The 23,317-nt window shown below is 59.6% G+C and carries 21 protein-coding genes; 12 read left to right on the top strand and 9 right to left on the bottom strand.

What is annotated here, in order from left to right; all coding sequences use genetic code 11:
• Positions 1-6 precede the first annotated feature (6 nt).
• The 3 genes from EDF70_RS14730 to katG all read right to left on the bottom strand — a co-directional run bounded on the left by EDF70_RS14730 (position 7) and on the right by katG (position 4,459).
• Positions 7-921 (bottom strand): ABC transporter permease, encoded by a 915-nt coding sequence (locus EDF70_RS14730; RefSeq protein WP_132274740.1) that lies wholly within the window; start codon positions 919-921, stop codon positions 7-9.
• Between the two features lie 174 nt (positions 922-1,095).
• The gene (locus EDF70_RS14735; protein WP_132274743.1) at positions 1,096-1,974 is read right to left on the bottom strand and encodes a DMT family transporter; all 879 of its coding nucleotides are present in this window, start codon (positions 1,972-1,974) and stop codon (positions 1,096-1,098) included.
• A 289-nt stretch (positions 1,975-2,263) separates the two neighbouring features.
• Positions 2,264-4,459, bottom strand: coding sequence for a catalase/peroxidase HPI (gene katG, locus EDF70_RS14740; protein WP_132274746.1), 2,196 nt, complete (start codon positions 4,457-4,459; stop codon positions 2,264-2,266).
• Positions 4,460-5,242: 783 nt separating this feature from the next.
• Between katG and EDF70_RS14745 the strand changes: the two genes are divergently transcribed.
• The 3 genes from EDF70_RS14745 to EDF70_RS14755 all read left to right on the top strand — a co-directional run bounded on the left by EDF70_RS14745 (position 5,243) and on the right by EDF70_RS14755 (position 8,609).
• Complete coding sequence (locus tag EDF70_RS14745) at positions 5,243-6,088, top strand: transketolase (protein ID WP_132274748.1); 846 nt, start codon at positions 5,243-5,245, stop codon at positions 6,086-6,088.
• A complete protein-coding gene (locus tag EDF70_RS14750; protein ID WP_132274751.1) occupies positions 6,085-7,107 on the top strand; it encodes a transketolase family protein in 1,023 nt (340 codons plus the stop codon). The genes EDF70_RS14745 and EDF70_RS14750 overlap by 4 nt, the downstream gene beginning before the upstream one ends.
• 209 nt (positions 7,108-7,316) lie before the next feature.
• Positions 7,317-8,609, top strand: coding sequence for an MFS transporter (locus EDF70_RS14755; protein WP_132274753.1), 1,293 nt, complete (start codon positions 7,317-7,319; stop codon positions 8,607-8,609).
• 255 nt (positions 8,610-8,864) lie between these two features.
• Here EDF70_RS14755 and EDF70_RS14760 read toward each other — a convergent pair whose 3' ends face one another.
• On the bottom strand, positions 8,865-9,347 hold the full coding sequence (locus tag EDF70_RS14760) for an Lrp/AsnC family transcriptional regulator (RefSeq protein WP_132274756.1): 483 nt from the start codon (positions 9,345-9,347) through the stop codon (positions 8,865-8,867).
• A gap of 100 nt (positions 9,348-9,447) precedes the next feature.
• Between EDF70_RS14760 and EDF70_RS14765 the strand changes: the two genes are divergently transcribed.
• Positions 9,448-10,947, top strand: a complete 1,500-nt coding sequence (locus tag EDF70_RS14765) for an aminotransferase class V-fold PLP-dependent enzyme (RefSeq protein ID WP_132274759.1) — start codon at positions 9,448-9,450, stop codon at positions 10,945-10,947.
• A 19-nt stretch (positions 10,948-10,966) separates the two neighbouring features.
• Here the strand turns inward: EDF70_RS14765 and EDF70_RS14770 are convergent, their stop codons facing one another.
• Positions 10,967-11,866 carry a LysR family transcriptional regulator gene (locus EDF70_RS14770; protein WP_132274763.1) on the bottom strand — a complete coding sequence of 300 codons (900 nt, stop codon included), beginning with the start codon at positions 11,864-11,866 and terminating at the stop codon, positions 10,967-10,969.
• A gap of 115 nt (positions 11,867-11,981) precedes the next feature.
• On the opposite strand from EDF70_RS14770, the gene EDF70_RS14775 reads away from it, so the two are divergent.
• From EDF70_RS14775 to EDF70_RS14790, 4 genes are all read left to right on the top strand, one after another.
• A complete protein-coding gene (locus tag EDF70_RS14775) occupies positions 11,982-13,169 on the top strand; it encodes an MFS transporter (RefSeq protein ID WP_132274766.1) in 1,188 nt (395 codons plus the stop codon).
• Positions 13,170-13,200: 31 nt separating this feature from the next.
• Positions 13,201-14,238 carry an aldo/keto reductase gene (locus tag EDF70_RS14780; protein WP_132274768.1) on the top strand — a complete coding sequence of 346 codons (1,038 nt, stop codon included), beginning with the start codon at positions 13,201-13,203 and terminating at the stop codon, positions 14,236-14,238.
• Positions 14,239-14,347: 109 nt separating this feature from the next.
• The gene (locus tag EDF70_RS14785; RefSeq protein ID WP_132274771.1) at positions 14,348-15,175 is read left to right on the top strand and encodes an aldo/keto reductase; all 828 of its coding nucleotides are present in this window, start codon (positions 14,348-14,350) and stop codon (positions 15,173-15,175) included.
• A 189-nt stretch (positions 15,176-15,364) separates the two neighbouring features.
• Positions 15,365-16,678, top strand: a complete 1,314-nt coding sequence (locus EDF70_RS14790) for a hypothetical protein (protein ID WP_132274773.1) — start codon at positions 15,365-15,367, stop codon at positions 16,676-16,678.
• A gap of 64 nt (positions 16,679-16,742) precedes the next feature.
• On the opposite strand, the gene EDF70_RS14795 is transcribed toward EDF70_RS14790, so the two are convergent.
• On the bottom strand, positions 16,743-17,747 hold the full coding sequence (locus EDF70_RS14795) for a magnesium transporter CorA family protein (RefSeq protein ID WP_132274776.1): 1,005 nt from the start codon (positions 17,745-17,747) through the stop codon (positions 16,743-16,745).
• Between the two features lie 281 nt (positions 17,748-18,028).
• Between EDF70_RS14795 and EDF70_RS14800 the strand changes: the two genes are divergently transcribed.
• From EDF70_RS14800 to EDF70_RS14810, 3 genes are all read left to right on the top strand, one after another.
• Entirely contained in the window at positions 18,029-18,430 is a 402-nt protein-coding gene (locus EDF70_RS14800) for a transcriptional regulator, XRE family protein (protein ID WP_207908257.1), read from the top strand.
• A gap of 71 nt (positions 18,431-18,501) precedes the next feature.
• The gene (locus EDF70_RS14805; protein ID WP_132274779.1) at positions 18,502-18,690 is read left to right on the top strand and encodes a hypothetical protein; all 189 of its coding nucleotides are present in this window, start codon (positions 18,502-18,504) and stop codon (positions 18,688-18,690) included.
• A 47-nt stretch (positions 18,691-18,737) separates the two neighbouring features.
• Entirely contained in the window at positions 18,738-19,091 is a 354-nt protein-coding gene (locus EDF70_RS14810; RefSeq protein WP_132274782.1) for a hypothetical protein, read from the top strand.
• A gap of 31 nt (positions 19,092-19,122) precedes the next feature.
• Here EDF70_RS14810 and EDF70_RS14815 read toward each other — a convergent pair whose 3' ends face one another.
• Positions 19,123-20,241 (bottom strand): Gfo/Idh/MocA family oxidoreductase, encoded by a 1,119-nt coding sequence (locus tag EDF70_RS14815; protein WP_132274784.1) that lies wholly within the window; start codon positions 20,239-20,241, stop codon positions 19,123-19,125.
• A gap of 13 nt (positions 20,242-20,254) precedes the next feature.
• Complete coding sequence (locus tag EDF70_RS14820) at positions 20,255-20,959, bottom strand: GntR family transcriptional regulator (RefSeq protein ID WP_132274787.1); 705 nt, start codon at positions 20,957-20,959, stop codon at positions 20,255-20,257.
• Between the two features lie 98 nt (positions 20,960-21,057).
• On the opposite strand from EDF70_RS14820, the gene EDF70_RS14825 reads away from it, so the two are divergent.
• The gene (locus EDF70_RS14825) at positions 21,058-22,215 is read left to right on the top strand and encodes an LLM class flavin-dependent oxidoreductase (protein WP_132274789.1); all 1,158 of its coding nucleotides are present in this window, start codon (positions 21,058-21,060) and stop codon (positions 22,213-22,215) included.
• Positions 22,216-22,218: 3 nt separating this feature from the next.
• Here the strand turns inward: EDF70_RS14825 and ugpC are convergent, their stop codons facing one another.
• Positions 22,219-23,316: a sn-glycerol-3-phosphate ABC transporter ATP-binding protein UgpC gene (ugpC, locus tag EDF70_RS14830; RefSeq protein ID WP_132274792.1), complete on the bottom strand. Its 1,098-nt coding sequence runs from the start codon at positions 23,314-23,316 to the stop codon at positions 22,219-22,221.
• Between the last annotated feature and the right edge of the window lies 1 nt (position 23,317).

Here is a 23,317-nt window from a genome sequence, read left to right on the forward strand (position 1 = left end):
CATCGCTCAATACCGGATACGCGGATCGAGCAGTGCGTAAGCAAGGTCGATCAACAGGTTCATGATAAAAATCGCCAGTGCCGAGACCATGATGACCGCCAGCACGACGGCGAAATCGCGAAGAAGAATGGAATCGATCATCAGCTTGCCGATGCCGGGAAAACCGAAGACGGTTTCGACGACAACGGCACCGTTGAGGATGGCGGCGGCCTGATCACCGATGACGGTGATCACCGGCAGCATGGCATTGCGCAGGCCATGAACAAAAATGATCGAGCGGGACTGCACGCCCTTGGCGCGTGCAGTCTTCACATAGGCTGAGGAGAGCACGCTGATCATCGAACCGCGCACCACCTGCAAAATCAGGCCGAACGGGCGGATGAACAGCACGCCGACCGGTAGCACCCAGTGCCAGACACTGCCGGTGCCGGACGTCGGCAGCACATGCAGATTGACCGCAAAAATGACGATGGCGACGATCGCCACCCAGAAATCGGGGGCAGCCGCGCCGATCAGCGAAAAGAAGGTGGCGATGCGATCGAACACGCCGCCGACGCGGAATGCGGCGAGCGACCCGATGACTATGGCGGCGATGGTGACCAGCACCATGGTGATGACCGCCAGCCATAACGTCCACGTAAAGGCTTCCAGCACCACATCCATGGCGGGGCGGGCCTGCCGCAGCGAATTGCCGAACTTGCCCTGCACCAGATCCATCACGTAACGGCCGAACTGCACGATCAGGGGATCGTTGAACCCGTGCATCTGCCGGAACTGGTCACGCATCTCCTGCGTGGCGTCGATGGGCAGGTAAAGGTTGGTCGGGTCCCCCGTCAGTCGCGACAGGAAAAAAACGATAACGACGAGCACGACGAGGGATACACCACTGGCGATCGCTCGTTTGCCGATGAAACTCTTCATGCCACTCCTCCCGGGTGATTGCATGCGGGTTTTGACACCCCGTTTCTGTTTTCGCCGGCCAGCGGATCGGCCCGCCACCCTCCAGTGACAAACAGAACCGCGACAAGCCGGCGAAGGCTTAACTAAAATATTAGTGCATCTAGAATTTTTGTGAACTGTTTTTTCTGAAAATCGTCAGATGTCGTCGACAGGCGGCTTTTTGCGCCGCGCCGCACCGCCTGTGGCAATGACGGTTGCCCCGATGATCACGGCAGCACCGATCCATGTCTGGATCGCCGGAATTTCGGCAAAGACCAGAAATGCCATCAGCGCCACGATCGGCAGGCGCAGAAAATCGAGCGGTGCCAGAATGCTGGCATTTGCCATGGAGAATGCGCGGGTGATGATCGCCATATTGAAGGCGCCGAGCACGCCCTGCAAAGCCAGCAGGCCCAGTTGCGTCCATGTCGGCATGGACCAGACCGGCAACATGATGATCAGGCCGAGCGGCACCATGGTGATCAGGTTCCAGGCGACCAGACGGTCGGTCGTGTCACGTACCGCCATGCGGCGCAGCAGCAACTGGCTGGACGCCGTCAGCACTGCACCGGCGAGCGCAAACAGTAGCCACGGATCAAACCCCTGATCACCACTTGGACGGATGATGATCATGACGCCGATGAAGCCGGCGACAACGCCGGCAATGCTGCCGCCGCCAACCTTCTCGCCAAGGATGAGCCATGCGCCAAGCACCAGAAAGATGGGCATGGTAAAATTGATGGCTGTGGCATCCGCCAGCGGAGCATGCGCAAAGGCCACGAACAGACAGACCAGTGCCAGCAATTTCAGCCCGGCGCGTACGGCATGCAGGCTGCGGAAGGGAGAAGCCGACAGATTGACGCCCTTGATGATCCACGGCGTGACGGCAATCAGGCCGAAAAACGAACGGAAAAAACCGATCATCAACGGATGCACTTCGCCCGCGAGAAAACGGACGATGACGGCGTCCAGACTGTTCAGAAAAGCCGCTACAACCATGATGGCGACGGCAAGACCCGTGCGGTTGGCAATCATGCGCCAAAAACCCGGCAGGCATCATTCGCATCGACAAGGCATCGGGACCGGATGGTAAATGCAGACTGGGCAGGCATGTTCGTCTCCGAATCGCTTTGCAGAGGGCACGCGAGGAAGAAACGAAAAAGAAGACGCACACAAGCGCCGGCTCGGACTCCCCGTAGCGCGACTGCCGCCTGACTATGGCAAATGCCAAAACCAGCGTCCAGACTGAAATACAAGAATATCAGCTGAGAGGTCAGCGTGAGTTGCCCGGACGCCAGGGTGCGCGTCCGGGCCACAGTCTCGATCAGAGAAGATCGAAACGGTCGGCGTTCATCACCTTGTTCCAGGCGGACACGAAGTCGCGGACGAACTTTTCCTTCACATCGGACTGGCCGTAGACTTCGGCGATGGCGCGCAACTGCGAGTGCGAACCGAAGATCAGGTCGACGCGGGTGCCGGTCCATTTCAGCTCGTGGCTCGTCCGGTCGCGACCTTCATAGATGCCGCGGGCACCCGCCAGCGGGCTCCAGACCGTGCCCATGTCGAGCAGGTTGACGAAGAAGTCGTTCGTCAACGCCTCAGGCCGGTTGGTGAACACGCCATGTTTCGGCTGACCGACGGTGAGCACGCGCAGGCCACCGACGAGGACGGACATTTCCGGCGCCGTCAGGGTCAGCAGTTGTGCGCGATCGACCAGCGCTTCCTCGGCCTTCATGAACTGGATGCGGCTGTCGTTCACATAGTTGCGGAAACCGTCGACGCGCGGTTCGAGCGCTGCGAAGGATTCGACATCCGTCTGGGTGTCGGAAGCATCGGTGCGACCCGGCGTGAACGGCACGGCGACATCATGGCCGCCGGCCTTGGCCGCCTTTTCAACACCGGCCGCACCGGCCAGCACGATCAGGTCGGCCAGCGAGACCTTCTTGCCGCCGCTCTGGGCCGCATTGAACGCCTGCTGGATGCCTTCGAGCACGCCCAGAACCTTTGCGAGCTGGGCCGGCTGGTTGGCCTCCCAATCCTTCTGCGGGGCAAGACGGATGCGTGCACCATTGGCGCCGCCGCGCTTGTCGGAACCACGGAAGCTGGAGGCCGACGCCCATGCGGTGGACACCAGTTCCTGCACGGACAGGCCGGTGGCCAGCACCTTCTCCTTGAGCGATGCGATATCCACTTCATCAACCAGCGGATGATCGACGGCGGGCACGACATCCTGCCAGATCAGATCTTCAGCCGGCACTTCCGGGCCGAGATAACGCGCTTTCGGGCCCATGTCGCGATGGGTCAGCTTGAACCATGCACGGGCAAAGGCGTCTGCAAATTCCGCCGGGTTTTCGAGGAAACGACGCGAGATCTTTTCATAGATCGGGTCGAAACGCAGGGCCAGATCCGATGTCAGCATGGTCGGGAGTTGCTTCTTGGCCGGGTCGAATGCATCCGGGATCGAAGCATCGGCGTTCTTGGCAACCCACTGATGCGCGCCGGCCGGGCTTTTGGTCAGTTCCCATTCGAAACCGAAGAGGTTTTCGAAGAAATAATTGCTCCACTGCGTCGGCGTCTGGGTCCAGGTGACTTCGAGACCACTGCCGATCGCATCGCGACCGACACCGCTGTTGAACTTGCTCGACCAGCCAAGGCCCTGCGCTTCCAGTTCGCCACCTTCCGGGTCGATACCGACACAGGATGCGTCGCCGGCACCGTGGGTCTTGCCGAATGTGTGGCCACCGGCGACCAGCGCGACGGTTTCCTCGTCATTCATCGCCATGCGGGCAAAGGTGCTGCGGATGTCGCGGGCAGACGCGAGCGGATCAGGGGTGCCGTTCGGGCCTTCCGGATTGACGTAGATGAGGCCCAGTTGCACGGCACCGAGCGGTTCGGCCAGTTCGCGTTCGCCGCTATACCGTTCGTCACCCAGCCATGTGCCTTCCGGGCCCCAGTAAAGCTCTTCCGGCTCCCACACATCGGCGCGGCCACCGGCGAAACCAAAGGTCTTGAAACCCATGGATTCCAGCGCGACATTGCCGGTGAGGATCATCAGGTCGGCCCAGGAAATGCTGTTGCCGTATTTCTGCTTGATCGGCCAGAGAAGACGGCGGGCCTTATCGAGATTGACATTGTCCGGCCAGCTGTTGAGCGGCGCAAAACGCTGCTGGCCCATGCCGGCGCCGCCGCGGCCATCGGTGATGCGATAGGTGCCCGCAGAGTGCCATGCCATGCGGATGAACAGGCCACCGTAATGGCCAAAATCGGCCGGCCACCAGTCCTGGCTGTCGGTCATCAGCGCGTGAAGATCCTGCTTCAGCGCATCGAGATCGAGCTTATTGAATGCTTCCGCGTAATCAAAGGTCTCGCCCAGCGGATCAGCCAGTGAGGAATGGGTGTGGAGGATCTGCACGTTCAGCTGGTTCGGCCACCAGTCGCGGTTCGTCCTTCCACGCTGCGTAGCGCCATGGGCGCCATGTGCGACGGGACACTGGCCTGTGGTCTCTGTTTTCGTATCCATGACGTTCTCCTTGGTTGCTCGAACATGCACTTTTGGGGAAATGTCGACCTGCCTGCTGTTTCCTCCTCGCCGCACTCGGCAGAATGAAAGACCGGGCTAATGCAGCTATGTATGGCCGACTTCGCAGGTGGCAATCTCTTCCCGACAACGTTCTTAGCGCACGCTGTCGATAGACTTAATTCGTTTTTACAGATCACTTCGATAGGATTTTATGATCGTCAAGGACTGACGTCAGCGGACCCCTGACTTGCCGGCACCTTGAGGGCGGGCCCGCGTCCATGCACTCACGATTGATGGCCCCAACGCCGCGCTACATTCGGTCACTGACTGCAGTTCGCAATGAGAAGCCGGCCATGTGGCAGTCCCGCTCCGATCTGGCGAGCCACGTCACTGCAGCGCGCAGAGTGAGCGTGGTTACCGGTTTCGATGATCGGTTCGCCAAGTCTCAGCCTATCCCAAAAAGCCGCACTGAGAGAGCGAAAGCCAAGGCATAAAGAGAATTGACATCAATCAAACATGAATCAGATTCACGTCTGGATGCAATTTTACCATTTTTCATTCAGCTTTATTGGCACTACCGCTAGAGGCGAGGAGTTCTGGAGGACGTCAAATTGATAACATTCGTTCGCGAGATTAAATCGATTACATTGCGCAAAATTGCGACGTGTTCATCGTTTTTGAACGTCGAAAAGAATGCATCAACGGCTCCCTTCCTGATTTCGACGCAATATGTCGACGGCGAACTCCTTGCAGCAGACTTCAGTAATGCAGGAGGTTACATCCATGAACGCCCCAATTCTCGGGCATAACAGGCCGCTGATAAAGAAGGCCTACGAAATCCGGCGTACAGCCCTTCAGATGGGCAAGGTTCAGGGCCAGGGCTACATTGCTCAGGCGCTTGATATCGCGGACGTTCTTTCCGTCGCCTATTTCCATGCCATGCAATACCGTCCGGCCGAGCCGGAATGGGAGGAGCGCGATCGCTTCTACCTGTCGATCGGTCATTACGCGATCGGCCTCTATGCCGCGCTGATCGAGGCAGGCATTATTCCCCGCGAGGAACTTGAAAGCTACGGCACCGACGACAGCCGACTGCCGATGTCCGGCATGGCCGCCTATACGCCCGGCATGGAAATCACCGGCGGCTCCCTTGGGCATGGCCTTCCGATCGCAATCGGCGGCTGCCTTGGCCTGAAAGTCAAAAAATCGAAGTCCTTCATCTATAATCTGCTGTCGGACGGCGAACTCGGTGAAGGTTCCACCTGGGAAGCGGCGATGTCTGCGGCTCACTGGAAACTCGACAACCTGATCGCCATCGTCGACATCAACAATCAGCAGGCCGACGGCCCGTCTTCACAGGTCCTGGCAAGCGAACCGGTGGACAAGAAGTTCGAAGCGTTCGGCTGGTTTGCGCAGCGCGTGGACGGCAACGATATCGATGCCCTTGTGAAGGCCTTCGATGCGGCACGCAATCACGAGCATGCCGTTCCTCGCGTCATCATCTGCGACACGCTGATGGGCAAGGGCGTTCCCTTCCTCGAAGCCCGCGACAAGAACCATTTCATCCGGGTTGATGCCAATGAATGGGACCAGGCAATTGCGGTCCTCGATGCGGAGTTTGCATCATGACACACAAGAAAAAATTCGCAGCTTTCGATCCTTCCAAACCGCGCCTGACCACATCCGCGATGATCGCCTCGATCGCCGGCGAGAACCAGCCGACGAAGCCGGCACCGTTCGGTAACGCATTGGTCGAACTTGCAAAGGATCGTCCTGAAATCGTCGGCATGACGGCCGATCTCGCCAAGTACACGGATCTTCACATCTTCGCCAAGGCTTATCCCGAGCGGTTTTACCAGATGGGCATGGCTGAACAGCTGCTGATGGCTTCGGCTGCCGGCATGGCGCGCGAAGGCTTCATTCCGATCGCAACCACCTATGCCGTCTTTGCGGCACGACGCGCCTATGATTTCATCTGCATGGCAATCGCCGAGGAAAACCTGCCGGTCAAGATCGTCTGCGCCCTTCCCGGCCTGACCACCGGTTATGGTCCAAGCCATCAGGCGACCGAAGACCTTGCAATCTTCCGCGGCATGCCGAACCTGACGATCATCGATCCGTGCGATGCTTTGGAAATAGAGCAGGCGGTACCCGCGATGATCGATCATCCGGGTCCGGTCTATATGCGCCTGCTGCGCGGAAACGTGCCGCTGGTACTGGACGAGTATGGATACAAGTTCGAGCTGGGCAAGGCGAAGATGCTGCGCGACGGAAACGACGTGCTGTTCATCTCCACAGGCCTGATGACCATGCGCACGCTTGAAGCGGCAAAGGAACTGGCGAAGGACAAGGTCGATGTCGCCGTGCTGCACGTTCCGACGATCAAACCGCTCGACGTCGATGCGATCGTCAAGGCATCATCAAAGAGCGGCCGCCTGGTGGTCGTGGCGGAGAACCACTCCGTCAATGGCGGCCTTGGTGAAGCCGTCGCCGCATCGCTGATGCGCTCGGGTGTTTTCCCCACCTTCCGCCATATCGGCCTGCCCGACGAATTCCTCGACGCCGGCGCCCTGCCGACACTTCACGATCGTTACGGAATTTCAACCAGTGCGATCTGCGAAAGCGTTAAAGGCTGGCTGCAGAAGTAAATCATTCTCCGGCCTTTTTGCATTCCTGTGGCCGGCTGACACTCGCGCGACGTTGAGCGCGCGAGTGCCGAATAAAAAAGACCAGGCGGTGCGGCCTCCGGGAGGAATGGCCGATCAAAATCGCGCGTGAAAAACTGAATCTTTCACATATGAGAGTACTTGGGATGGAAACACAAAGACAACGCCCGACCCACTATCGGTGGTTCGTGATGGCGCTTATTTTTCTCCTTTTTATGGTCGCTCAGGCGGACAGGGCAAACATCGGTTTTGCCATTCCGTTCATGCAAAAGGAGTTTGAACTCAGCAACACCGAGACAGGGGTCATTATCAGCCTGTTTTTTGCCGGTTACGGCCTTTTCCAGATTCCAGCGGGCTTCATCGTCAAGAAGACCGGCATCCGCACCGCATACATGCTGGGCATGATCTTCACCTCCGCATTTACCTTTCTGATGGGACGTGTGGATAGCGCGCTTCACCTCAAGATGCTGCGTGTCCTTGTCGGCGTCAGCGAAGCTCCGGTCGTCATCAGCTCGACAGCGACCATCAACAACTGGTTCCCCAGCAAGGAAAAGGGCACTGCCACCGGGATTTTCCTGGCAGGCTCGAAATTCGGCCCCTTCCTGGTTCCGCCGATCTGCGCCTGGATCCTGCTCAACTACGACTGGCGCCATATCTTCCTGTTCTTCTCGATTCCCGGCGTCATTCTCGGTATTCTGTGGTTCATCCTCGTCCGCAATACACCGGCGGAAAGCCGTTTCGTAAACGAAGCCGAGCTTCGCCACATCAATGAAGAAAAGACGGATGCGGCCCAGACCGATGCCGGCTCGCCTGACGAAAAGGAAGCGAAAGCCTTCAAATTCGGCCTTATCGACAAGATCATCCGTACGTCGCATCTTGCTCCGCTGAAGACGTCGCGAGACATTTTTACCAGTTGGGACATTTACGGCGCGGCAATCGGCTACATGTGCATGGTTGGTATCGTCGATGGCGTATTGATGTCGTGGCTGCCGAAATATCTGCTTGAAGCGCACCAGTTCAATATCGTCAATTCGGCCATTCTCGCGTCTGCCCCGTTTGCCGGAAACGTGCTGGGCAATCTCGTCGGCGGCTGGATCTCCGACAATATCTTCGCTAGGCGGCGCAAACCGTTGATGCTGGTCAGCGCGTTCTGCACCATCTTCATGATGGCGATCATGATGAATGCCCCCCATGACAAGGTCATGCTCACCCTTGTTCTGTTCATGGTCGGTTTCCTGCTGTCGCTGGGTTATTCCGCCTACTCGGTTTATGCCATGGGGCGTGTGGAAAAAGCCTCCTATCCGGTTGCCTACTCGGTCATCAACATGGGTGGCCAGATCGGAGCCGTGATCATGCCTCTGGTGGTCGGCATCCTTCTGGACAGCTACGATTGGTCAGCCGTTTTCATGGCACTGAGCATAGCCGCCGTGGTTTGCCTACTCGTCGTGCTGACGATCCGCGAGCCCGTGCCGCAAACCACATGACGCAGCGAAAGCGAATGGGTTCACTGGCGGCCGGACAGCGACTCTCAGCGATACCGCCGGGCTAAGGAAGCCTATACAATGAGTGCCAGGGGTCGCGCCAACGGCCCCTGGTTATTTGACGGGTGCGACAACATACGTTTTCACACGTACCGTAATTTCACGACATTACTCCATAACATCAATTACTTAGATTACCTCTCCACACTGTCGATACGTGAATTGTCAGGTGGCAACTTTGGCCGACCTGATCGGCGGTCATCGCAAACGCATGAGGTCGACAGGACGGCCGTTGATGATTGCTTCCATGGAAAAAAAGCCGGTGACAGTCGCAAGATCGAAATCGGTGATGAGTTTCTGATAGAAGGCATCATAACCGGACATGCCCTTGGTCACGACCTTGATGAGATAGTCCCAGTCACCGCCGATACGATAGAAATCGATCACTTCCGGCAGACGCTCCACATGGGCGCGAAAACCTTCGCTCCAGTCCTTGGAATGGTGGCGCGTGCGGATCATCACAAAGACGGTCAGGTCGAAACCCAGCGCCTTGAGATCGATCGTGTTATGCGCTTCGCGGATCAGCCCGAGCGACTGCAGGCGCTGAAGCCGCCGCCAGCAGGCATTCTGGGAAAGTCCGATCTTGTCGGCCAGTTCGCGCTGGGAGAGACTCGCGTCCTTCTGAATGAAGTTGAGGATCTTCATATCAAAGTCATCGATCTTGACGTTACTATCGTTCATTTGACACAAGATTCCAAAAAAATAACTAGAAATAAGCGCGTTTTCTCACCCTGAACCGAGATAGGATTGCTGTCAAATACCGCAAGCGGGGAAAACGACCTTGGACGCCACCGGCAAAGTGACAGCATCGATCGAAACGCCACTGGCAAAGTTCCGGAAAAGCCTCGGCCATGGCGATGTCATCGCGTCCCTGAATGACGGACTTGTCGGCTCCACCGCCACAATAAACGGTCCTTATGGTGAGAAGGCGCTTGTCTATGCGGACTATGTCGCCTCCGGCCGCGCCCTGCATCAGGTTGAGCGTTTCGTTCTGGAAGAGGTCCTTCCCTACTACGCCAACAGCCACACGGAAGCGTCCTATTGCGGTGGGTTCATGACCCGGCTGCGCCGCGAAGCCCGTGCGACAATCGCAAAATCTTGCGGAGCAACCGAGCAGCATGCCGTGATTTTCACCGGCTCCGGCGCGACCTCCGGCATCAACCGTCTCGTGGCGCTGTTCGGTGTTACTGAAGCGGTTGCGGCAGGCCAGTCGGTGCGCATCATCCTCGGGCCTTACGAACATCACTCCAACATTCTGCCCTGGCGGGAAAGCGGCGCCGAAATCATCGAAATTCCCGAGCAGTCCGATGGCGGCCCTGATCTTGCCCTGCTCGAAGCGGCACTTCACGATGGAGCGCCGAAGCTGACCATCTGCGCCATGTCGGCGGCCTCCAATATCACCGGCATCATCAGCGATGTCGCTGCAATCACCACCATGGTGAAGGCGGCCGGCGCGAGGATGATCTGGGATTATGCGGGCGGCGGCCCCTACCTGCCGATTGCCATGTGTCCGGCAGCCGGCGCGCAGATCGACGCTATCGTCGTCTCGCCACACAAGTTCATCGGCGGCCCCGGTGCGTCCGGCGTGCTGATCCTGCGCCGAGACGCGCTGGCAACCCGGAAACCGTCCTGGCCTGGTGGAGGCACCGTCAAGTTCGTGTCTCCGACGGCGCATGATTACAGCGACAATGTCGAATCCCGCGAAGAGGCCGGCACCCCCAATGTTGTCGGCGATATCCGGGCAGCACTCGCCTTCATCGTCAAGGATGCCATCGGCGCGGAAAAGATGGAGGCCCGCAATCGCGAACTGACCGAACGCGCATTCAGCCGCTGGAAGCAAATTCCGCAACTGGAGCTTCTCGGGCTTCAGGACGCCGACCGCCTGCCGATCTTTTCGTTCCGTGTCCGTGATGGCAAAGGCGGATATGTCCATCAGCAATTGATCACACGCATGCTGAGCGACCGTTTTGGCATACAGGCACGCGGCGGCTGCGCCTGTGCCGGCCCTTATGTGCACCGCCTGCTGTCAATCACCCCTGAGCAATCGGAGGCGATAAGACAGGCGATCCTTTCCGGCGACGAGATCAGCAAACCGGGTTTTGTCCGCCTGAATTTCAGCGTGTTGCTGCCCGACGAAAAAGTTCGGTTCATTCTCGATTGCGTGGCGCAGATCGCAAGCGACGCGACGACATTCGAGGCCGATTATGATGTCGACGCAAGCCGGGCAATCTTCGCGCCCCGCCCGAAGGCGCCGGCAACCAGAATTCTCGCAGACGCGTGAGCCTACGGAGGCTGGATGCCTATGCCTCCAGCCTTTTTGCCAGAAAATCGATAAACGCCCTTATGCGCACCGCGAGGTGCTCGTGGCCGGCATAAACGGCGTGGATCTCCTCGATATCCTCGGGATTGTAGTCTTCCAGAAGAACGGTCAACCGGCCGGCTTCGATATCCGGCTCGACATGAAATCGGCCGACACGGCCGATGCCAAGCCCATCCAGACAAAGTTGCCGGATGATGGAACCGCTGGAGCCTTTGAGGTTGCCGGAGACGGGAAGGACATCAACCTTGCCGCTGTGCGGATCACGAAAAGGCCAGCCCTCGACTGCGCGGCGAAAATTGAAGTTGATGCAGTTGTGACGCGCAAGATCGGCAGGCGTGTCCGGCTGCCCGTGGTCGCGGACATATTGCGGCGAAGCGATCACCACTTGCCGGCTCTGGCCGAGTTTTCGCGCCATCAGCGACGAATCCCGCAATGCCCCATGCCGGATGGCGATGTCGACGCGTTCGCGGATGAGATCGACCGTGTCGTCGGTGAGCGTGAGATCGAGCTGCACCTCCGGAAACAGCCTCTGGAAGTCGCGTATCATCGGCAGAATGTAACTTTCACCAAAGCCGACCGATGCATTGACCGATAGTGGCCCGCGCGGCCGCATGCGGCCACCGCCCGCCACCACTGCTTCCGTATCAGCAATCTCGGCAAGGATACGCGACGCGCGGGCAAGATAGGTCTCGCCCTCCGGCGTCAGTTGCAGCATGCGGGTGGAGCGCACCACGAGCCGTGTGCCGAGCCTGTCCTCCAGCCGCGTCACAAGCTTGCTGACCGCAGACGGCGACAGTTTCAGTCTTCGCCCGGCCGCCGAAAAGCTTTTCAGCTCGGCCGCCAGCACAAAAACTTCCATTTCTCCGGCGCGGTTATCCAAATGATCACCTGTGATTTCAATTCACAAATGATTATCCGCCTATCCAGCTACACAGGCAAGTGTTCGGCAACGATATTGCGATGCATCAAAAGCACTCCTCCCAAGGAACTGAACAATGCCTCTCGCTCTCTATGCCCTGACCGCCGGTGCCTTCGGCATCGGCGTCACGGAATTCGTCATCATGGGATTGCTGATCGATGTCAGCAAGGATCTCGGCGTCACCATCTCTGCCGCCGGCCTGCTGATCTCCGGTTATGCGCTCGGCGTCGTCATCGGTGCGCCGATCCTTGGCGCCATTTCCGGAAAATGGTCACGCAAGACCCTGCTGATGGCCCTGATGGTGGTCTTCACCATCGGCAATCTCGCCTGTGCGCTTGCCCCCGATTACTGGACGCTGATGGCTGCCCGCGTGCTGACAGCCTTTGCCCACGCCTCCTTCTTCGGTGTCGGCTCGGTTGTCGCAACCGGTCTCGTCGCGCCGAACAAGAAGGCATCGGCCATCGCCATCATGTTTACCGGCCTCACCGTCGCCAACATTCTCGGCGTGCCGTTCGGCACATGGCTGGGTCAGGCCTATGGCTGGCGCTCGACCTTCTGGGCCGTCACTCTGATCGGAATTCTCGCCCTTGCCGTCATCGCCCTGCTGGTGCCAAAGGACAAGACATCCGATGGACAGGAAGAAACCTCGCAAGGTCTGCTGGCCGTGCTCGGTCGTCGTGGCGTCATCCTTGGCCTGCTGACCACCGTTCTCTCCTGGGTGGGCGTTTTCGCCGGCTTCACCTATATCGCGCCGATCCTAACGCAGATCACCGGGTTTTCCGAAAGTGCCGTTTCTCCGATCCTGCTGGTCTTCGGTGGCGGTCTGGTTGTCGGCAATCTGTTCGGCGGCTGGCTGGCAGACAGGCACCTCGTCCCGACCATCGTCGGCAGCCTCGTCGCCTTGGCAGCAATTCTGCTAGCGATGACCGCCGCCATCCATCAGCCCATTCTCGCGGTGATCGGCATCGGCCTGTTCGGCGCCGCAGCCTTTGCCACCGTCGCACCGCTGCAGATGTGGGTTCTGAAACAGGCTGAAGGTGCGGGTCAGGGTCTGGCATCGTCCTTTAACATCGCGGCCTTTAACCTCGGCAACGCCATCGGTGCATGGCTCGGCGGTGCCGTCATCGACCATGGGCCGGGCCTTGGAGCCGTGACCTTCGTGGCCGGCCTCGTGCCAATCGGCGCACTGGCCGTCGCTTTCATCGCCATCCGTTTGGACCGGCAGCAGGCTCCCCAAACCGCACTTGCCCACCCGGCCGAATAAACCGCTTTCGTCACGCAGAAGGATCATCATCATGGAATATCGCAGCCTTGGAAAATCCGGCCTGAAAGTGCCGGTCCTCTCCTTCGGTGCCGGCACGTTCGGCGGCTCCGGCCCGCTGTTCAGCGCCTGGGGTACGACCGATGTCGCGGAGGCGCGCCGCCTTGTCGACATCTGCCTGGAGGCCGGTGTCAATCTGTTCGACACCGCCGACGTATATTCCAACGGCGCTTCGGAAGAGGTGCTGGGACAGGCGATCAAGGGCCGCCGCGACGAAGTGCTGATCTCCACCAAGGCCAGCCTGCCCTCAGGTGATGGTCCGAACGACTGGGGTTCGTCACGCACCCGGCTGATCACCGCCGTCGACAAGGCGCTGAAACGTCTGGGCACCGACCATATCGATATCTTCCAACTGCACGCCTTCGATGCCTCGACACCGGTGGAGGAAGTGGTGTCCACGCTCGACAGGCTCGTGGACGCAGGCAAGCTGCGCTATATCGGCGTTTCCAATTTCTCCGGCTGGCAGATCATGAAATCGCTGGCGGCGGCGGAAAAACATGGATGGACGCGGTATGTCGCCAATCAGGTCTATTATTCGCTGATCGGTCGCGATTACGAATGGGACCTGATGCCGCTTGCACAGGATCAGGGGCTTGGTGCACTGGTATGGAGCCCGCTGGGCTGGGGCCGACTGACCGGCAAGATCAGCCGTTCGAAACCGATCCCGGCCGGCAGCCGCCTGCACGAGACGGCAAGTTTTGGCCCGCCGGTGGATGACGAACATCTTTACCGGGTTGTCGATGCGCTCGAAGACATCGCGGCCGAGACGGAAAAATCCGTTCCGCAGGTGGCACTCAACTGGCTGATTTCCCGACCTACGGTCTCCTCCGTCATCATCGGCGCCCGTAACGAGGAACAGTTGAGGCAAAACCTTGGCGCAGTCGGCTGGGCACTGACGGCGGAACAGATCGCAAAACTCGACGCGGCCAGCGCCGTCACACCGCCCTACCCGCATTTCCCCTATCACCGGCAGGAAGGTTTTGCCCGGCTCGATCCGCCGATTGCCGGCTGAGCCAGGTTCCCCCGTTCCGACGGTTGATCCGACTTTCAGAAACCCCATGTAACGGGGGTCACATTCCCGCCCGGCTTTCCGCCGGGCTTCCTTTCCAAAGGAGTTATCCATGCACAGTGTCAGCGCAAATGGCGCCAACATCCCCGCTCTCGGTTTCGGCACGTTCCGCATGCCCGACGCCGATGTCCACCGCATCCTGCCGCAGGCGTTGAAACTCGGCTTCCGCCATGTCGATACCGCGCAGATCTACAAGAATGAGCAGGCTGTCGGCGACGTTCTGGCAAAGTCCGGCATTCCGCGCGCCGATATCTTTCTCACCACAAAAGTCTGGGTCGACCGCGTCGGCCACGATGCTTTCATCACCTCGGTGGATGAAAGCCTGCAGAAACTGAAGACCGATCACGTCGACCTTCTCTTGCTGCACTGGCCGCAGAGCGAAATGCCGCTCGCCGACCGCATCGGCGCGTTGAACGAGCTTCGCAAGGCCGGCAAGGTCAAGAATATCGGCGTATCGAATTTTTCGACCACGCTGATGGCCGAGGCCGTCAAACTGTCGGATGCGCCGATCGTCAACAACCAGGTCGAATATCACCCCTATCTCGACCAGACAAAAGTTCTCGCAGAAGCGGCCAGGACGGGCATGTCAGTCACCGCCTATTACCTGATGGCCGATGGCGCCGTGCCGAAGGATGAGGTGCTGAAGGATATCGGCGCCAAACACGGCAAGAGCGCCGCACAGGTGGTTCTGCGCTGGGCCGTGCAGCAGAAGGATGTGATCGCGCTTTCCAAGACCGCCACCGAAAGCCGTCTGCCGGAAAATTTCGAGATTTTCGATTTCGTCCTGTCGGAAGAGGAGATGGCGGCGGTGCACAAGCTGGCGCGTGCCGATGGCCGTATCGTCAGCCCCGGCCATCTGGCGCCCGACTGGGACAAGTGACGCTTCGATCTTGATGTCTGATACGAACGGGATGGGTGAAGAATCACCCGTCCCGTTTTGCATTTGGGAAGGGAATGACCCATTTTCCGGCCAAACTTGCCCGCTCGCTTTCTTTCATCTCTCAGCCCTCCGTTGCCTCGTCCAACCATCGCCATAGTTTTATCCTCGGCTGGGACAGGAGGAGTTTTCATGCGTTTGACCAAATTGCTTTTACCCGCGCTTACAGTAGCCGTTGCATCTGCTCTGCCGGCCCATGCGCAGCAGCGGCAACGTGCCGAGCCGCAGCTTAAGGATTGCCCGAAAGCGATGCCCGCAGGTACCGAGTGTTTTGCCGGACAGGACATGCGCGGCGCCTATTACTGGATTGCAAAACCCAAAAACTGGAACGGCACGCTGGTTGTGCACGCGCATGGCGGCCCACGCACCGCCAAGCCGAAACCCGACGATCCGGTGGAGGATCTCGAGCGTTTTGCCGTCACCGTTCAGGAAGGGTATGCCTGGGCCGGCTCCAATTACCGGCGCCAGGGCTATGGCGTGCGCATGGCGGCAGCCGATACGGACAATGTCAGGCGTATCGCCATAAAGCTTCTCGGCAAGCCAAAAAATGTCCTGCTGCACGGGCAGTCATGGGGTGGCAACGTGGCGGCGAAGACCGCCGAGCTTTACGCCCTCGACTGGCGCGGCCGCAAAAACTACGACGGTATCGTGCTGACCAGCGGACTTTTGGCCGGCGGCAGTCGCGGATATGATTTCCGCGCCGACCTGCGTGCCGTCTACCAGTATTATTGCAAGAACCATCCGCGCGCCGATGAAACACAATATCCGGTCTGGCAGGGTCTGCCGAAGGGTGTTTCGATGAAGCGCGACGAGCTGGAAAAACGGGTCGACGAATGCACCGGCGTTTCGCTGGCTGCGGACAAGCGCACGCCGGAACAGGCGAAAAACCTGAAGAACATCCTCGCCGTCACGCATGTGCCGGAAAAATCGCTGGTGGCGCATCTTGCCTGGGCGACCGGTCTGTTTTCGGACATCGTCTGGCGGCGGCTGGACGGCAGGAACCCGTTCGACAATTCCAGGGTCGAATACAAGGGATCGGATGACGACGCGGCGCTGAACAAGGGCGTCGAGCGTTTTACCGCCGACCCTGAAGCCCGCCGGGCGATGGCCTATGACGCCGACCTCACCGGCCAGATCGTTGCGCCAACCATCACACTGCATGCCAAGGACGACCCGACCGTGTTCGTGAACCACGAGGCGATCTACCGCCAGACGGTGGAACGGGCCGGCAATGGCGACCTTCTGCAGCAGAATTTCTCCGACGAGGCGGAGCATTCAAAACTGTCGACACCGCAATATGCGGCGCTGTTTTCCGCCATGCTGACATGGATCGATGACGGCAAGAAACCGACAAAACAGTCGATTGCAGCGCTCTGCGAGGGAAAGCGCAAGACCTATGACGAGCCCTGCCGGCTGTTGCCGGATTTCGAGCCGACGGTGGAATGACAGGAAAGAACACTCTTCCGCTCTCCGGTTAGCCGGCAGAGCGGAAGGGTTTTGATCGGGATCCTTACAGCCAGCCCTTGCGCTTGAAGTAGAGGAACGGCAGCGCCATCGACACGATCATCAGCACCAGTGCCATGTGATATCCATAGTGCCACTGCAGCTCGGGCTGAAACGCGAAGTTCATGCCATAGACGGATGCCACCAGCGTCGGCGGCAGAAAGACCACGGAGGCGACCGAGAAGATCTTGATGATCTGGTTCTGCTCGAGATTGATCAGCCCCAGCGTTGCATCGAGCAGGAAATTGATCTTTCCCGACAGGAAGGCGGAGTGGTCACCCAGCGACGTGGCATCCCGCTGCAAGAGCTTGAGGCGCTGGCGCAGTTCCTTTGACAGCTTTCTGTCCACACCATCGAGCGCCGCATAATAGGCGACGGCACGCGAGACGCTGACAAGGCTTTCCCGCACGACGGTGATGAACTCGCCCTTCAGGCCGATCTCGCGCATCAGTTCCTGCAGGTCGCGGGTCTTCTTGTCGGCCTTGCCGGTCTTGGTCTCGAACACGTCGCGGGAAATCTGGTCGATATCGTTGCCGAGCCGTTCCAGCGTATCGGCCATACGGTCGATGATGGCCTCCACCAGACCGGTCATCACCAGTTCGCCATAACCACAATGAACACCACCACCGCCACCGCGGCGGGCACGCGCCATGAAGGCATCGAACGGACGCGGCTCGGCATGGCGCACGGTGACGAGAGCCTGCCCCTTGATGATGAAGGTGGCCGGAACCTTTCGCGGTGCGCCGGCATCGGGCCGCGTCAGCACGGTCATGGTCATGAACTCGGCGCCGTTCTCCTGATAAAGGCGGGCGGAAAGCTCGATATCTTCCATCTCGTCGGCAGTCGGCACGGCGATGCCGAGCAGATCGCCGACGAGGCGCTCTTCCTCGGCAGTCGGCGAGACCAGATCGTACCAGACGGCATTGGCAAGGAGGTCGGCAGCCGGCAGTTCCACCGGATCGGTGGCAACGGTGACGAGACGATCAAGGTCGTGGGCATGGATGCGCAGCATGGCAGCTCCTATCGGGGACCATCGGTTCCCCGGGAGCCATGATCCGGACAGGATCAGGGAACCAGAGAAACGGGTCGGTATGGTGACGTCGAACTTCGACTGTCGGGGTTCATCTCGGTTGTCCTTTGAAAGAACGGCGTCCGGTCGGGCGCCGTCATGCCGCTGCCATGCGCCCGATTGGCCGCGAAGTCAACGGCTTTTGTGCGTTTGCGCTAATGTTGCGAGGCGATTGAAACCGGCATGGATTTGCGCCATTCAAGGCCTGGGCAGGGAGACGCAGTTTGAACGTTCGCAAGGGCACGCCGCCCGTCATTTCCGAAGCGCAGATCATGACCAAAGCCGCCGTCATTGCAGCGGATCGGCTCGGTCTGGACACTGCCACATTCGCAACCACGATCGGCGTCAGCGAAACACGCATCGTTGAAATGACGCGGCTGGAGGACCTGTTGCGCAAGGGCACACCGCCCTTCGAGCGTGCACTTCTGCTGATCCGGCTTTTCCGTACACTGAAACATGCCGGAGACGAGATCACGGCACGCAAATGGCTTCATGAGCAGAACGACGCGATGGGATGTCGACCGATCGAGATGGTCACCGAGCCTGACAATCTCGGGAAGCTGATCCGGCATCTCGAGGATGAAGCGATGGCAAGGGAACCCGGTTGCATGGACGGCGTTCAATAACAAGTGAAGCCTTTTGCCGCCTGCCGATGACAACCGTGTCGTCAGCAAGCCGCATATGGAGGAGAAACGCCATGAGCAAGGACGACCGCGCCCGCGAGGCCATCGAAGAGACCGAACGTAAGCCGGCCAAGGCACCGGAAAGCGACACTCCGCCGGCAGGTCCGCATGCCAAGGCCCACCTGACCGACAAGAGCAAGACACCCGGCACCGGCTCTCTGCCCGACAACGATGACGACAGCACCACTCCGGGTTCCGGCTGAGCGCCGCAAATAGAAGCCTTCCGGCAAACAGTTTTGAAGAGGACAGGATGAAGAAACCACAGGAAACCAGAGAGGCTACCCAGCCGCTCAAAGCCAAAACCGCAGCGCCCCGCAAACGAAGCCCAGTTCTGAAAAAGGCGCCTGCATCCAACCCTCTGGATGAAATCCGCGCTCTGCGTCAGGAGGTTGCCGAACTCAAGCGGCGGCTGGAGGCGCAGCATGCGCCGACAACCACGCCGGCAGTGTCTTCACGAGACAATCTTCAACCATGGCTGCAGATCGCCGCAACCGTTGGTGTGACATTCGCACTCGGCAAGATCATGCAGGCCCTGAGACTTCCGGCCGCAGCAGCCGTCGCTGTGCCGATGATCACTGCCGAACTGAACCGAAAATTCTTCTGACGATCGGGATAGCCGTTCGACAAAGTCCTGATCAGGCGAGCGCCGTCGCCTGCCTTGTACCTGCCGGAAATGTTATGGCCTGCCCCGTAAGCGAAGATTGCTGGGCGGCCAGCCCCATCATCACCGCCCACCGACCATCATCCAGAGACACGTCCACCGGCCCCGCCCCCTGCGCCGCCCGCATGAAACGCTGGTGCTGGTAAAAGGTGGAGCCGTTATGATCGCCGGCATCGAGAAGCGCCGGATCGACCACAATGTCGATCGCGCGTGGCCCCTGCGGCTCGCGCGGTGACACGATCACCTTGGCGACCGGCGGGTTACCGAGATGCTCCGGCCAGAAACGGCCCGGCCCCGGCACCTTGCATTCGATCTTGCCGAGCGGGCCGACGGCGGAAATCTCCTCCTGATAGCGCGATCCTTCGGCGAACATGCACAGTTCCAGCATGGCGCGGGCACCTGAGGCAAAATCGACGATCGCGTAGCCATGGTCCCAGATATCCGGCTGCAAACCGTCATATCGCTCATCGGCATGGTTCACCGCCTGCCCGCCGGACGCCATGATGCGCACCGGATCGGATTTCAGGATCAGCCGCATCAGATCGAAAAAATGGCAGCATTTTTCGACCATCGTGCCGCCGGTCCGGTCATTGAAACGGTTCCAGTCGCCCACCTTCTTCAGGAAGGGAAAACGGTGCTCGCGGATGGTCAGCATGCGGATGCCGCCGGTCGCGGCTTCAGCCTCGGCAATCAGTCTCGCCACCGGCGGCATGTAGCGATATTCCATCGCCACCCAGATCGGCGCCGGATATTTTTCACGCAAGGTCTCGATACGGGCAATGTCGCTGGCGCCTGTAAACAGCGGTTTTTCGACAAGAACCGGCAGCGGCCGGATCGCCGCGATTTCCTCCAGTTGACCGAGATGAAAATGGTTGGGGCTGGCGATCAGCAGGCAATCCATCGCCTCGACAGCCAGAAGCTCCGCCACCGACCCGACCAAACGCGCATTCGGAGAAAGCTCGGCCGCGCGCGCCCTCATCGCCGCATCCGGCTCGAAAATCGCCACCACTTCGGCATCCGGCAGCAGCGCCAGATTGCGCAAATGTTCCTGCCCCATCATGCCGCAGCCGATCACGCCGTAATGCACTGCCATATCTCCTCCGTCCCTATTTCAGCCGCGACACGTACCGGGCGACCGAATGGTCGATCCATGTGCGCGAAACCTCCGCCCGTTTTCCATCCTGCGCTTCGCTGATGCGAAACACCTGCACCGCCGGCTCTCCCGTCCGGCGGCCAAAATTTTCCGGTGCCCAATCCGGCACCGTATCAAGACCGATCCTATCCTCTGCCCGCGCGATCCACAGACCGAGCCGCGTGCGGTAATAGAGGTAAAGCGATTCAGACAGGTCCGCCGGCGCGATCACGTCGACATAACTGCCATCGAGCCAGATTTCCTCCAGCGCCGCCACCTTGCCGGACAGTTTGCGGATGCGACGGATGCGGTGCGCCTCTTTCGACGCACCGAAATCCGGAAGGTCGGCCGGTTTGGGCAGACGTTGCACATCCAAAATGTCCGCCGTCGGCAGACCTCCGCCTTCCAGCAGTTCCAGCCGGAACATCGCGTAGACACTTTGCGGATCACTAATGGCGCGCACGTAATTGCCCGACCCCTGCATCCGCTCCAGCATGCCGCGCGACTGCAGTTCCGAAAGCGCCTTGCGCAAGGTGCCGGTGGCAATGCCGAGCTTTTCCGACATTTCCCGTTCCGGCGGCAGCTTTTCGCCGTCGATAAGCCGGCCGCTGGCGATGTCGCGGATCAGAAGCTCGGTAATCTGCAGATAGATCGGCAGGCTGCCGGATGTCTGCTGCATGCCCCCTCCGATGCGTGCACAGTCAAATTGATACACTATTGATTTACATCAATCGCAATGTTACGCAACAGGCAATCGTCTCGGGGAGGAGAATTCCGATGACCGTAGTGCCCGTTCGATCCGCCGATCTCGATGCTTCGGAAATCTCGTGGTTTTCCGCGCTGTGTTCGGACGATTACGCCTTTCTCGGCGTGCCGGACGGCGCTTTGCGCTCCAGCTTCGAACATTGCTCGCAAATCGTGAAAAAGGCCGAGACGCTGGGTTTTCGCAACATCCTCTGCCCCTCCTCCTATCAGGTCGGGCAGGACACGCTGAGTTTCGTGGCCGCCTGCGCGCCGATCACCGAGCGCATCAATATGTTGGCCGCCATCCGTTGCGGCGAGATGCAGCCGATCATGCTGGCCCGCACCGTGGCGACACTCGACCACATGCTGAAGGGCCGCCTGACGCTCAACGTCATCAGTTCGGATTTTCCGGGCGAAGTGGCTGACAGCGCCTATCGTTATCGCCGCAGCCATGAAGTTGTTGAGATCCTGCGACAGGCCTGGACGCGCGAGACGATCGACCACGATGGTGAAATCTACCAGTTCAAGGGCATTTCCACCGAACCCGCCCGCCCCTACCAGCAGAATGGCGGGCCGCTTCTCTATTTCGGCGGATACTCGCCGGATGCACAGGAGCTCTGCGGAGCGCAATGCGACGTCTACCTGATGTGGCCGGAGCCGAAGGAACAACTGGCAGAACGCATGCGCGCCGTGCATGCCCGCGCGCAGGCGCATGGCCGCGTGCTGGATTACGGCCTGCGAGTGCACATGATCGTGCGCGATACCGAACAGGAAGCACGCGAATATGCCGAACACCTCGTTTCCAAACTCGATGACGAATACGGCAAACTGATCCGCGAACGGGCGCATGACAGCATCTCGCTCGGCGTATCGCATCAGGCGCGCGCCCGCGAACTGGCCGACCAGTTCGGTTATGTCGAACGCCACCTTTGGACGGGCATCGGCCGTGCCCGTTCAGGCTGCGGCGCCGCCATCGTCGGCTCCACGGATCAGGTGCTTTCCGAAATCGAGACCTACCGAAAGATGGGCATCCGCGCCTTCATCTTTTCCGGTTACCCGCATCTGGACGAGGCCGAGCATTTTGGCAGAAAAGTTCTGCCGCAGCTGAAAACCTGCTCGCTTCCACACGAATATGGTCGTGTGCCGAAAGAGACGCCCGCCACACCGCTAGGCACGGGCGAACGCCGATAGGATTTACGCACCGCTTCCCGGATGGGTGAACAGGCGCAGGCCGTTGTCATCGAAAACGTGCAGGACCGGTTTCGACAGATCGAAATGTACCGTATCGCCCGCATTCAACTTCTGCTGGCCCGGCAGCACCGCCAGCACTTTTTCGCCACCGAGATCGCCATGCACGACGGTTTCCGAGCCGAGCGCCTCCACCAGATAGATTTTCACGGCCGGATGCTGCGGGTCATCGCTGACCACCAGATGCTGCGGCCGCACGCCCACCGTCACCTTTTCGCCGACATGAAGTTTTGCCTTCCCGATCTGCAAGTCGGCGCGATACCCGCGGGAAAATGAGAGCGTGGCTGCACCGGCAGAGACCGCAAGCACATCGGCTCCAAGGAAATTCATATGCGGCGCGCCGATGAAACCGGCGACAAACCGGTTGGCCGGCTCGTTATAAAGCTCCAGCGGCGTACCGACCTGCTCGATCTTGCCGGCTCGCATGACGACGATACGATGCGCAAGCGTCATCGCCTCGACCTGATCGTGGGTCACATAGATCATGGTCGAGCCCAGCCGCGCATGCAGTGCCGCCAGTTCCGCACGGGTCGAAACACGCAATTCGGCATCGAGGTTGGACAACGGCTCGTCCAGCAAAAATGCCGTCGGACGCCGAACGATGGCGCGGCCGATGGCGACACGTTGCCTCTGGCCGCCGGAAAGCTGGCCGGGACGTCGGTCCATATAGGCCTCGATCTCCAGCATGCGCGCCGCTTCGTTGATGCGCTCAGTAATCTCGGCCTTCGGCATGTTGGAGTTTTCCAGCCCGAAAGCGAGGTTTTGACGCACGCTCATATGCGGGTAGAGCGCATAGGACTGGAACACCATGGCAAGCCCGCGATCGGCAGCCGTTACCTCGTTGACGCGCTTGCCGTCGATGGCGATTTCGCCACCGGAGACCTTTTCCAGCCCGGCAATGGTGCGCAGAAGCGTCGACTTTCCGCAGCCGGACGGGCCAACGAAAACGACGAACTCGCCATCCTTGATATGCAGGTCGATATCTTTCAGGACCGCGAGTGCGCCAAAGGATTTCTTGACGTCGGTGAGTTTGATTTCGCCCATC

Origin of the sequence: Neorhizobium sp. JUb45, from assembly GCF_004343585.1 — a bacterium.
In the GTDB taxonomy this organism is placed as follows: Bacteria; Pseudomonadota; Alphaproteobacteria; order Rhizobiales; family Rhizobiaceae; genus Neorhizobium.